Source organism: Microbacterium sp. LCT-H2, from assembly GCF_001866135.1.
Taxonomy (GTDB): domain Bacteria; phylum Actinomycetota; class Actinomycetes; order Actinomycetales; family Microbacteriaceae; genus Microbacterium.
On record NZ_MODW01000002.1, the window covers coordinates 795788 to 807465 of the forward strand.

Annotated in this window: 8 protein-coding genes; 4 read left to right on the top strand and 4 right to left on the bottom strand. The window is 71.4% G+C overall.

The window, feature by feature from the left end; genetic code table 11:
* Positions 1–50 precede the first annotated feature (50 nt).
* Both BK819_RS08280 and BK819_RS08285 read left to right on the top strand, forming a co-directional pair.
* The gene (locus BK819_RS08280; RefSeq protein ID WP_071328680.1) at positions 51–1256 is read left to right on the top strand and encodes a thiolase family protein; all 1206 of its coding nucleotides are present in this window, start codon (positions 51–53) and stop codon (positions 1254–1256) included.
* Positions 1253–3394 (top strand): 3-hydroxyacyl-CoA dehydrogenase NAD-binding domain-containing protein, encoded by a 2142-nt coding sequence (locus BK819_RS08285; RefSeq protein ID WP_071328681.1) that lies wholly within the window; start codon positions 1253–1255, stop codon positions 3392–3394. The genes BK819_RS08280 and BK819_RS08285 overlap by 4 nt, the downstream gene beginning before the upstream one ends.
* On the opposite strand, the gene BK819_RS08290 is transcribed toward BK819_RS08285, so the two are convergent.
* From BK819_RS08290 to BK819_RS08300, 3 genes are read right to left on the bottom strand one after another with little or no spacing between them, the layout of a single operon-like run.
* Complete coding sequence (locus tag BK819_RS08290; protein WP_071328682.1) at positions 3395–5059, bottom strand: GMC oxidoreductase; 1665 nt, start codon at positions 5057–5059, stop codon at positions 3395–3397.
* Complete coding sequence (locus BK819_RS08295) at positions 5049–5963, bottom strand: YegS/Rv2252/BmrU family lipid kinase (protein WP_083391704.1); 915 nt, start codon at positions 5961–5963, stop codon at positions 5049–5051. The genes BK819_RS08290 and BK819_RS08295 overlap by 11 nt, the downstream gene beginning before the upstream one ends.
* A gap of 1 nt (position 5964) precedes the next feature.
* Positions 5965–7596 carry an FAD-binding oxidoreductase gene (locus BK819_RS08300; protein ID WP_256209413.1) on the bottom strand — a complete coding sequence of 544 codons (1632 nt, stop codon included), beginning with the start codon at positions 7594–7596 and terminating at the stop codon, positions 5965–5967.
* A gap of 20 nt (positions 7597–7616) precedes the next feature.
* Here BK819_RS08300 and BK819_RS08305 point away from each other — a divergent pair, with 20 nt between their 5' ends.
* Both BK819_RS08305 and BK819_RS08310 read left to right on the top strand, forming a co-directional pair.
* Complete coding sequence (locus BK819_RS08305; protein WP_071328685.1) at positions 7617–8225, top strand: TetR/AcrR family transcriptional regulator; 609 nt, start codon at positions 7617–7619, stop codon at positions 8223–8225.
* Positions 8222–9676: a glycerol-3-phosphate dehydrogenase/oxidase gene (locus BK819_RS08310; protein ID WP_071328686.1), complete on the top strand. Its 1455-nt coding sequence runs from the start codon at positions 8222–8224 to the stop codon at positions 9674–9676. The genes BK819_RS08305 and BK819_RS08310 overlap by 4 nt, the downstream gene beginning before the upstream one ends.
* A gap of 26 nt (positions 9677–9702) precedes the next feature.
* Here BK819_RS08310 and dxs read toward each other — a convergent pair whose 3' ends face one another.
* A complete protein-coding gene (gene dxs / locus BK819_RS08315) occupies positions 9703–11643 on the bottom strand; it encodes a 1-deoxy-D-xylulose-5-phosphate synthase (RefSeq protein ID WP_071328687.1) in 1941 nt (646 codons plus the stop codon).
* Positions 11644–11678: the final 35 nt, after the last annotated feature.

Below are 11678 nucleotides of genomic sequence, written 5' to 3' on the forward strand. Positions count from 1 at the left end.
GGTTTCCGGCCGTTCATAGACTGAGGCCACCGCACTAACTTGGAGGCAGAGTGGCCGAGATCTCGGACGTCTTCTTCGTCGATGGAGTGCGCACCCCCTTCGGGCGCGCCGGCGAAAAGGGCATGTACTGGAACACCCGCGCGGATGACCTCGCCGTCAAGGCGACCATCGGCCTGATGGAGCGCAACGCGGCCGTGCCGGCGGACCGCATCGACGATGTCGCCATCGCCGCGACGAGCCAGACCGGCGACCAGGGGCTCACCCTCGGGCGGTCGGTGGCGATCCTCGCCGGACTCCCCCAGACCGTCCCCGGACTCGCGGTCGAGCGCATGTGCGCCGGCGCGATGACGAGCGTGACGACCATGGGCGCCTCGATTGGCGTGGGCATGTACGACCTCGCCCTCGCGGGCGGCGTCGAGCACATGGGGCACCACCCGATCGGCGCGAACGCCGACCCCAACCCGCGTTTCGTGGCGGAGAAGATGGTCGACCCCGGCGCCCTCAACATGGGCGTCACCGCGGAGCGCATCTTCGACCGCTTCCCGCACCTCACCAAGGAGCGCTCCGACCGCTACGGCATGCGCAGCCAGCAGAAGGTGCAGGCCGCCTATGACGCCGGCAAGATCCAGCCGGATCTCGTGCCGGTCGCGATCAAGGGCGCCGACGGCGCCTGGGGCCTGGCCACCGAGGACGAGGGCCGCCGTCCGCAGACCACGATGGAGGACCTCGCCGGTCTCAAGACGCCGTTCCGTCCGCACGGCCGCGTCACCGCCGGGACGTCTTCGCCGCTCACCGACGGCGCGACGATGTCGCTGCTCGCCGGCGGCAGCGCCGTCAAGGAGCTCGGCCTCGCGCCGAAGATGCGGATGGTCTCGTTCGCCTTCGCCGGCGTGCAGCCGGAGATCATGGGCATCGGCCCGATCCCGTCGACCGAGAAGGCGCTCAAGAAGGCCGGCCTCGACATCTCCGACATCGGACTCTTCGAGCTCAACGAGGCGTTCGCCATCCAGGTGATCTCCCTCCTCGACCACTTCGGCATCGACGACGACGACCCCCGGGTGAACCCGTGGGGCGGCGCGATCGCCGTCGGCCACCCGCTGGCCGCCTCTGGCGTCCGGCTCATGATCCAGCTCGCGGCGCAGTTCGCGGAGCGCCCCGACGTGCGCTACGGCCTGACGGCGATGTGCGTCGGTCTCGGCCAGGGCGGCTCGGTCATCTGGGAGAACCCGCACTACGACGGAAAGAAGAAGAAGTGAGCTACGACGACGTCGACTTCTCGCCCATCCAGGCGCTCACCGAGGGAGAGGTCGTCACGCACTCCCCCGTGCGCGACATCCGCCTCGCCTCGGGCAAGGTCCTCGCCCTGATCACGCTGGACAACGGTCGTGACCACACCCGCCCGAACACCCTGGGCCCGGCCACCCTCACCGAGCTCGGCGCGACGCTGGACGGACTCAAGGCCCGCGCGGTGGCCGGCGAGATCCAGGCGGTCGGCATCACCGGCAAGCAGTACATCATGGCCGCCGGCGCCGACCTCTCGGACATCAGCAAGGTCGGATCGCGCGACAACGCGCGTCTGATCGCCCAGCTCGGACACAAGGTGCTCGGGAAGCTGAGCGAGCTCGGCGTGCCGTCGTTCGCGTTCGTGAACGGCCTGGCGCTGGGCGGTGGGCTGGAGATCGCCCTGAACTCCACGTACCGCACGGTCGACGCCTCGGCCGCGGCCGTGGCGCTCCCCGAGGTCTTCCTCGGCATCATCCCCGGGTGGGGCGGCGCCTACCTGCTGCCGAACCTCATCGGCATCGAGAACGCCCTCGAGGTGGTCATCTCCAACCCGCTCAAGCAGAACCGCATGCTGAAGCCCCAGCAGGCCTTCGACCTCGGCATCTTCGACGCTATCTTCCCTGCCGCGACCTACCTGGAGAACTCTCTCGCCTGGGCGGACGCGGTCCTCGGCGGCAAGAAGGTCGTGCGCAAGAACGAGCCCGGCAAGATCGAGCGCCTCACCAAGTGGCCGATCGCCATCAAGATGGCCCGCGGCATGCTGGAGTCGAAGATCGGCACCGTGCCGAAGTCGCCGTACGCCGCCCTCGAACTGCTCGACAAGGCGAAGAGCGGCACCAAGGCGGAGGGCTTCGCCCGCGAAGACGAGGCGCTGGCGGAACTCGTGACCGGCGATCAGTTCGCGGCCTCGATGTACGCGTTCGACCTCGTGCAGAAGCGCGCGAAGCGTCCGGTCGGCGCCCCCGACAAGGAGCTGGCGAAGAAGGTCACCAAGGTCGGCATTATCGGTGCGGGCCTCATGGCCAGCCAGTTCGCGCTGCTGTTCGTGCGCAAGCTCCAGGTGCCGGTGCTCATCACCGACCTCGACCAGGCGCGCGTCGACAAGGGTGTCGCCTACATCCACGAGGAGATCGGCAAGCTGGAGACCAAGGGCCGGGTGGACGCGGACACCGCGAACAAGCTGCGCGGCCTCGTCACCGGCACGACCGACAAGAGCCTCTACGCGGACTGCGACTTCGTCATCGAGGCGGTCTTCGAAGAGGTCGGCGTCAAGCAGCAGGTCTTCGGCGAGATCGAGAAGATCATCGCGGAGGACGCGGTGCTCGCCACCAACACCTCGTCGCTGTCGGTCGAGGAGATCGGCGCGAAGCTGGCCCACCCGGAGCGGCTCGTCGGCTTCCACTTCTTCAACCCGGTCGCGGTCATGCCGCTGATCGAGATCGTGAAGACGCCGGCGACGGCGGACACAGCACTGTCGACCGCGTTCGTCGTCGCCAAGAACCTCGGCAAGAACGCGGTGCTCACCGCCGACGCCCCGGGCTTCGTGGTGAACCGTCTGCTCGCGAAGGTCATGGGCGAGGCGGCGCGCGCCGTCTACGAGGGCACCCCGATCGCTGACGTCGAGAAGGCGTTCGCGCCGCTCGGCCTGCCGATGGGTCCCTTCCAGCTCATCGACCTCGTCGGCTGGAAGGTCGCCGCGCACGTGCAGGACACGATGGTGCGCGCGTTCCCCGACCGGTTCTACGCCAACGAGAACTTCCACGCCCTGGCCGAGCTCGACCAGGTCGTGGAGAAGGACAAGGGCGGCCGGGTGGTCGGCTGGACGAAGCGGGCCGAGAAGGTCCTCGCTCCGGCGGTCGGCAAGAGCCCGGCGTCCGCCGCCACGATCCTGCAGCGCGTACAGGACGGGCTCGCGACCGAGATCAAGCGGATGCTCGACGAGGGTGTGGTCCCGGAGGTCGAGGACATCGATCTGTGCCTCATCCTGGGCGCGGGCTGGCCGTTCATCGATGGTGGGGCGTCGCCGTACCTCGACCGCGAGGGGGCGTCCGAGCGCGCGTTCGGCGGCTCGTTCCACACGCCGCAGATCCGCGGTATCGAGAGCCGCTGATCACATCTCCGCAGGGGGTCGCGCCGAAGGCGTGGCCCCCTGTGTCGTCCCCGGCGTCGGCCGGGGATCCGGCTCCCCGCGTCGTGGCCAGTGCGACAGGGCGTGCTCCGCGAGGGCGGTGATGGTCAGGGACGGGTTCACCCCCGGATTGGCGGGCACGGCGGCCCCGTCGACGACATGCAGTCCGGGGTGTCCCCAGACGCGCTGATACTCGTCCACGACGCCGTGCTCCGGCGAAGCGGAGATGACCGCCCCGCCGAGGAAGTGCGCGGTGAGCGGGATCCCGAAGACCTCCGGCCAGGAGCCGCGCGCTTCGGTGGGCACCCCGCCCTCGCGCTGCAGCCGGGCGGCGATGGCACGGGCGGCGCGATGCGCCTCGGGGAGGTGGCTGGGGTTCGGTGCGCCGTGCCCCTGGGCGCTCGTGAGCTGCACGCGCCCGAAGCGCCGCCGCAGCGACAGCGTGAGCGAGTTGTCGGCGGTCTGCATGACGAGCGCGATGATCCCCCGCTCGCTCCAGCGTCGGAGAGAGGCGAGGCGCAGGGCCCGCGCGGGACGGCGCAGCACCTGCCCCGCGAGCGCGACCAGGCGACCCGGCAGGGCGCGGTCACCCGGGACCAGCACGGTGGCGAGAGCGCCCATCAGGTTCGATCCCGGACCGTAGCGGACGTTCTCGACGTGGGTGCGCTCGTCCACGTGGAATGAGGTCGTGATCGCCACGCCGCGCGCCAGTTCCACCCCCTCGGGCACTCGGACGGCGACGGCCCCGTCCAGGGCCTCCGAGTTGGTCCGCGTGAGCCGGCCCACGGCGTCGGAGATCCGTGGCAGCGCTCCGGCGTCCTTCATCCGGTGCAGGAGCTGTTGCGTGCCCCAGGTCCCCGCGGCCAGCACGACCTCTCGTGCGGTGACGGTCTGCTCCCGCCGGCGGAACCAGGCCCCGCTGCGCCGCGTCGTGACGGAGAAGCCGCCGTCCGACAGCTCCCTCACCTCGGTGACGGTGCGCAGCGGCTCGATGACCGCTCCGCGGCGCTCGGCGAGGGCGAGGTAGTTCTTCACCAGGGTGTTCTTGGCACCGACGCGGCAGCCGACCATGCAGTTACCGCAGAGCGTGCATCCCGTGCGATCCGGACCCTCGCCCCCGAAGAACGGATCGGCGACCCGCTTCCCGGGTTCACCGAACCACACGCCGACCGGAGCTCGGCGAAAAGTCGCGCCCACCCCGAGGTCCTCCGCGGCTCCGGCCATGATCCGCTCCACCGGACCCTCGTGCGGGTAGCGCTCCACCACACCGAGCATGCGCCTGGCCGTGGCATAGTGCGGTGCCAGTGCCGCGCGCCAGTCTCGGATCGACGCCCATTGGGGGTCGGAGAAGAACGCCGCGCCCGGTTCGTAGAGCGTGTTCGCGTAGTTGAGCGACCCGCCGCCGACGCCCGCGCCGGCGAGGATCATGACGTGCGGCAGCCGATGGATGCGCTGCACCCCGAAGCACCCGAGCGCCGGGGCCCAGAGATAGCGACGCACGTCCCAGCTGGTCTTCGCGAAGTCCTCGTCGGCGAAGCGCCGCCCGGCCTCGAATACGCGGACGCGGTAGCCCTTCTCCGTGAGTCGGAGCGCCGCGACGGATCCGCCGAACCCCGACCCGACGATGACGACGTCCTCATCGAACATGCGTGTCCCTCCGCTCCGCCCGGGTCATGACGGTCAGTGCCCCCGCGCGGATCGAGATGGTGCAGGAATCCTCCCCCACGCGCTCGCCGTCCGCGTAGGCCACAAGCCCCGGGGCGGCGACGGTGACCGTGCGGGCCCGGACGTGCCGCACCTCCCGGCGCGCCAGGTGCGTCCCGCGCAGGAGGAGTGGGAACAGGCGCACCAGCCGGAGGCGGCCCAGGGGCCCCACGGCGACGACGTCGAGGGCGCCGTCGTCCGGGGCCGCCCCCACGCAGACCGGCATCCCCCCGCCGTAGCTGGCCGTGTTCCCGACCGCCACGAGGATGCCGCGGGCCGGGGTCACCGGGCCGTCATCGGCACGGATCGTGAAATCGAGGGGACGCAGCCGGATGAGCTCGATCAGCAGCGCGAGGTAGTACCGCAGCGCGCCGGAGGGCCAGCGGAGGCGGTTGGTGCGATCGCTCACCCGGGCGTCGAACCCCAGAGCCGCCACGGTGAGGAAGAGGGAAGTGCCCGTCGACGTCCGCACCTCGCCGATGTCGATGGCGCGGGGCACGCCGGTCAGCGCGAGCTCGACCGCCTCCGCCACGTCCGCGCGCGGCAGCCCGAGCGCGCGCGCCAGATCGTTCCCGGTCCCGGCGGGGACCACCGTGACCGGGATGCCCGCGGCGCACACGAGTTCGAGGATGCCCGAGAGGGTGCCGTCGCCGCCGACCACGACGAGACCGTCCGGTGCCGCGTCCAGGGCCACCGCGGCCAGCCGCCTCGTGTCGGCAGCAGAACGCCCGGCGTACACGCGCACGTCCGCGCCGCACCGTCGGAGGTGAGCGAGCGCGTCGTCCGCGACCCGCTGCCCGCGGCCCTTGCCGGACAGCGGGTTCGACAGCACCGCTATGTGCCCCATGTCAGACGGTCGTCCCGATCGGGACATCGGCGAGGACGGCGCCCGGGTTCATGATGCCGCGAGGATCGAGCTCCCGCTTCACGGCCGTGAGGATCCGCACTCCGGTGTCCCCGATCTCCTGCGCGAGCCAGGGGGCGTGATCGCGACCCACGGCGTGATGGTGGCTGATCGTCCCGCCGTTCGCGAGGATCGCGTCGTTCACCCTGCCCTTCACGACGGTCCAGGCGCCGAGCGGATCCTGTCGCAGCCCGGCGAGCACCGTGAAGTAGAGGGACGCGCCGGTCGGGTACACGTGGGAGACGTGACACATGACGTACGAGCGGGCGTCCGCCGCGTCGAAGCCGTCCCGCAGCGCCCCCTCGACCGCTTCCTTCAGAGTGCGCAGGTTCGACCAGGTGGTCGCGGTCTCCAGCGTCTCGCAGAACACCCCGGCGTCGAGCAGAGCATCGCGCAGATACGGACCGTCGAAGCGTCCCGCCGCCCATTCCTCCGCGTCGCCGGTGCCCGCGGACCGGCCGCCGACCTCGGCGAGGATCTCCGCGGTCCGGTCCCGGCGCGCTGCGGCGTCGTCGCCCTCGAACACCGTCACGACGCTCGCCCCCTTCGCGAGAGCCTTCCCGATCCGGCCGACCTGGGCGAGGCTCACAGCGGTCTCGGCTTCATCCGAGAGCCGGATGACCGTGGGGCCGGCCCCCTGCTGGACGACCCGGCGGAGCGCATCGGCCCCGCGATCGAAATCGGGAAAGGTCCACGACTCGAAGATCCGCACCGTCGGTACCGGGTGCACGCGGACGCGGACCTCCGTGATCACGCCGAAGATCCCCTCGGAACCCAGGAAGAGGCGGAGGAGATCGGGCCCCGCCGCCGATCCCGGCGCGCGGCCGAGGTCGAGGTCTCCCGTCGGCGTCGCGACGCGGATCCCCGTCACCATCGCGTCGAAACGCCCGTTGCCCGCGGAGTTCTGACCGGAGGATCGGGCGGCGGCGAAACCGCCGATGGTCGCGTACCGGAAGCTCTGCGGGAAGTGCCCCAGCTCGAACCCGTGCGCCGACAGCAGCGCTTCGGCCTCGGGTCCGGTGGTACCTGCCGCGAGGGTCGCCTCGCCGCTCACTTCGTCGAGCCGGAGCAGCCCGGAGAGCCGGCGCAGGTCCAGGCTCAGCACCGCGCGATGCGGGCCGGTCTCCGGGTCCAGCGCCCCGACCACGCTCGTTCCTCCACCGAAGGGGATCACGGCGATCCCGCGCTCTACCGCCAGCGCGAGGCAGGCGCACACGGCGTCATGGTCCGCGGGGAACACGACGGCGTCGGGCGCATCCTGCTCGACAGCCCGCCGCCGCAGGAGATCGGGGGTGGAGCGCCCCCCGGCATGCCGGAGGCGCGCCGACGACGTGGCGTCGACAGCGTCGGGACCGACCGCCGCCACCAGCGCGTCGAGATCAGCGGCCGTCAGCCGGGAGGGCCGCACACGCACGTCATCCAGAGCGGGCGGACGCGGCGGGCGGGGAACACGGCCTAGCAGCAGGGGCAGCAGGCCGCGGACCGCGAGAGGGAGGTCCTTCGCCCGTTCCGGGTCGCCCCAGCCGTTCCAGCGCATCTCGGGCCTGTCGGCTCCTCTGCCGTTCCGCTGCTCCATGGGTTACAGTGTGACACATCATGGAAGAACGTCAACCTTCGGATTCTCCCACGGAAGCCTTCCCTCCCACCTGGGATGCCACGCAACGCCGAGTCCTCGACGCGGCGGACGACCTGCTCGTCCGCACCGGTGTCCACGGCGTGACCATCGCCGCACTCGCCCGGCGCTCCGGCCTCAGCCGCCCGACCATCTACCGGACCTGGCGTGATGCCGACGACGTCGTCCGTTCCGCACTCCTCCGGCGCGTCGCCACCCTCCTCCAGGAGTTCCCCAAGAAGGTCGACTCCCGGGATGCGCTCGTCGCCGACGTGCTCCGGTTCACCTCCCTCTTCCGCGCCGATCCGGTGTACGGGCATCTCCTCGACGAGGAGCCCGAGGCGTTCACCCGCTATACGCTGCACCGGGTGGGCTCCAGCCAGCGACTCATCCTCCGGTGGCTGGCCGACGCGATCGCAGCGGCACAGGCCCAGGGCTCGGTGCGCGCGGGCGAACCCGGCGAGATCGCCGTCATGCTGCTCCTGATCGCCCAGTCTGCCGTCCTCTCGCACGGCACGGTGGCCGACCTCATCGACGAGCAGGCGTGGGAACGCGAGCTCCGCGCCGCGCTGGACGGACACCTGCGGCCATGACCGCCGCCTCGACCGCCCTCCACGCGGCGCGCCGCGGAAGCGACCTCGCGGCCGCGGCCGCCGACACGTGCGACCTCCTCGTGGTCGGCGGCGGGATCACCGGGACGGGCGTGGCCCTGGACGCCGCATCACGCGGGCTTCGCGTGACCCTCATCGAGGCGGAGGACCTCGCCTTCGGGACGAGCCGGTTCAGTTCGAAGCTCGTCCACGGCGGCCTGCGGTACCTCGCGACGGGCGACGTGGCGACGGCACGCGAGAGTGCACGGGAGCGGCATCTGCTGATGTCGGTGATCGCGCCGCACCTCATCCGTCCGCTCGGACAGCTTCTCCCGTTCGCCCCGGGCGTCAGCGGCCGCCAGCGCGGGGCCGGCGCGGCGGGGATGGCCATGGGCGACCTCCTCCGCCTGCAGGCGCGCACGAGCGGGAAGGTCCTGCCTGGCCCTCACCCCGTCGGGACGGCGAGAGCGCTGCGCCTCTTCCCCGCTCTGAATCCCCGCGGCCTGCGGGGTGGCATGGTCACGTACGACGGCCAGCTGTCCGATGACGCGGCCCTCGTCGTGGCTGTCGCCCGCACGGCTGCCGGTCTCGGCGCGCGGATCCTCACGCGAGTCCGCGCCGAGCGGCTGCACGCCGACGGAGCCACGGCGACGGACATGCTCACCGGCGAACGCATCGAGATCCGGGCACGGGCCGTCGTCAACGCCACCGGAGTCTGGGCGGCGACCCTGGACGACGGCCTCACGCTGCGCCCGAGCCGCGGCACCCACATCGTCCTCGACGCCGCCGACCTCGGCCGCCCGACCGCCGCGCTCACCATCCCTCTCGAAGGCTCCATCAGCCGCTACGTGTTCGCCCTGCCGCAGCGCGGCGGGCGTGTCATCGTCGGGCTCACGGATGTCGACGCACCGGGGCCCATCCCCTCCGTCGCCGAACCCACCGAGGCGGAGATCGCCTTCCTCCTGGAGACCCTGAACCGCCTGCTCGCGGTGCCGCTGGCGCGGGACCGCGTCCGCGGGGCGTTCGCCGGCCTCCGCCCGCTCGTCGACACCGGAGCGGCTGAGACCGCGGACGTCTCCCGTCGGCATCTCGTGCGCACCTCCACGTCGGGCGTCGTCTCCGTTCTCGGCGGCAAGCTGACGACCTACCGTCGGATGGCCGAGGACGCCGTCGACCTGGCGGTGCGGCAACGCGGTCTCCGCGCCGGCCCCAGCAGCACCGCGTCCCTGCGCCTGATCGACGATCCCGCACCGATCGGCCCGCAGGACGCCGTCGTCGAGGGAGCCCCTCTCTCCCGCGCCGCCATCGAGCACGCCGTCCGGTTCCAGGGCGCCCTCACCGCAGCCGATGTGCTGGACCGCCGCACGCGGGTCGGTCTCGTCCCCGACGAGCGCGCCCGCGCCTTCACCGCAGTGGAACAGATCGTCGCCGAGACGGTGGCCGACCTCCGCTGACGACGGGAGTGCTGCTCGGGACCGCGTCAGTGGCGCTCGTGCAGCGGGAGCTCGATCGCGCCGGTCTCGCCGGCGTGTCGGGCCTTCGGGATCCGGGTGCCCAGCACCTGCGCCACGACGTCCTGGGCGATCTTCGAGGCGGTGAGCCCCGCGTCGGCGAGGATCTGATCGCGCGACGCGTGGTCGATGAACTCGTCGGGAAGGCCCAGCTCGTCGACGGCCGTGTCGATGCCCGCCTCGCGGAGCACCTGCCGCACGCGCGTGCCGATGCCGCCCACGCGGATGCCGTCCTCCAGGGTGATCACCAGGCGGTGCCGCGCCGCGAGCTCGACGACCGAGGGCTGCACGGGGATCGCCCACCGCGGGTCGATCACGGTGGCACCGATGCCCTGGGCGCGCAGCCGGTCGGCCACGTCCAGAGCCAGGGCGGCGAACGGACCGATGGCGACGATGAGGACGTCTTCGCCCTCGCCGCGGGCCAGCACGTCCACGCCGTCCGAGAGGCGCTCGAGCGCCGGCAGATCGGCGGAGACATCGCCCTTCGGGAAGCGGATGACGGTCGGAGCGTCCTCGACGGCGACCGCTTCGTCGAGTGCCTCCGTCAGTCGTGCACCGTCACGGGGTGCGGCGATGCGGATGTGCGGCACGATCTGCAGCATGGCGAGATCCCACATGCCGTGGTGGCTGGGGCCGTCGGGACCCGTGACGCCGGCCCGATCGAGCACGAAGGTCACACCGGCGCGGTGCAGCGCGACGTCCATCAGCACCTGGTCGAATGCCCGTCCCATGAACGTGGCGTAGACGGCGACGACCGGATGCAGGCCGCCGTACGCGAGTCCCGCGGCCGAGGCCACCGCGTGCTGCTCGGCGATGCCGACATCGTAGACACGGTCCGGGAAGCGCTCCGCGAAGGGGGCGAGGCCGGTGGGCCGGAGCATGGCCGCGGTGATCGCGATCACGTCCGAGCGCCGCTCCCCGACCTTCACGAGGGCATCGGAGAACACGTCGGTCCATCCGCGGCCGCCCGAGGACAGGGTCTCCCCCGTCGTGGGATCGATCTTGCCGACCGCATGGAACTGGTCGGCCTCGTCGTCGCGGGCCGGCTGGTAGCCGCGGCCCTTCTCGGTGATCGCGTGCACGATGACCGGTGCGCCGTACGACTTCGCCAGCTCCAGGGTCTCCAGCAACGCCGGAAGGTCATGCCCGTCGACCGGACCGAGGTACTTGATGTCGAGGTTGGAGTACAGGGCTTCGTTGTTGGTGAACCGGGAGAGGAAGCCATGGGTGCCGCCGCGCACGCCGCGGAACACGGCGCGGCCCACCGGCCCGAACGCGCGGAAGAGGCGATCGGACTTGTGGTGGAGGTCTTTGTAGGCCGCCGCGGTGCGGACCCGGTTGAGGAACCGCGACATGCCGCCGATGGTCGGCGCATACGAGCGGCCGTTGTCGTTGACGACGATGACGAGGTTGCGGTCGTTGTCGTCGGAGATGTTGTTCAGCGCCTCCCACGTCATCCCGCCGGTCAGCGCTCCGTCGCCGACCACCGCGACGACGTGTCGGTCCGCGCGCCCCGTCGCGGTGAGCGCCCGGGACACACCATCGGCCCAGCTCAGCGAGCTGGAGGCGTGGGAGGACTCGACGACGTCGTGGGGGCTCTCCGCCCGCTGCGGGTAGCCCGCGAGGCCGTCCCGGACGCGCAGCTTAGAGAAGTCCTGACGACCGGTGAGGATCTTGTGGACGTAGGACTGGTGGCCGGTGTCGAAGATGAAGGGATCGTCCGGAGACGAGAACACGCGGTGCAGGGCGATCGTCAGCTCCACGACGCCGAGGTTCGGACCGAGGTGACCGCCCGTCTGCGAGACGTTCTCGACGAGGAAAGCCCGTATCTCCGCAGCGAGTTCTTCCAGTTGCTCCGGCGAGAGCCGATCAAGATCGCGCGGTCCAGAGATGCTCGGAAGAATGGGCATCTGCGCCTCCTCACAGGCCTCGGCGGTGCGCCCGA

Bases quoted from the DNA above. Each gene is read 5' to 3' on its own strand.
- dxs (WP_071328687.1), bottom strand. From the start codon at position 11,643: ATGCCCATTCTTCCGAGCATCTCTGGACCGCGCGATCTTGATCGGCTC.
- BK819_RS08310 (WP_071328686.1), top strand. From the start codon at position 8,222: ATGACCGCCGCCTCGACCGCCCTCCACGCGGCGCGCCGCGGAAGCGAC.
- BK819_RS08290 (WP_071328682.1), bottom strand. From the start codon at position 5,059: ATGTTCGATGAGGACGTCGTCATCGTCGGGTCGGGGTTCGGCGGATCC.
- BK819_RS08305 (WP_071328685.1), top strand. From the start codon at position 7,617: ATGGAAGAACGTCAACCTTCGGATTCTCCCACGGAAGCCTTCCCTCCC.
- BK819_RS08300 (WP_256209413.1), bottom strand. From the start codon at position 7,596: ATGGAGCAGCGGAACGGCAGAGGAGCCGACAGGCCCGAGATGCGCTGG.
- BK819_RS08295 (WP_083391704.1), bottom strand. From the start codon at position 5,963: ATGGGGCACATAGCGGTGCTGTCGAACCCGCTGTCCGGCAAGGGCCGC.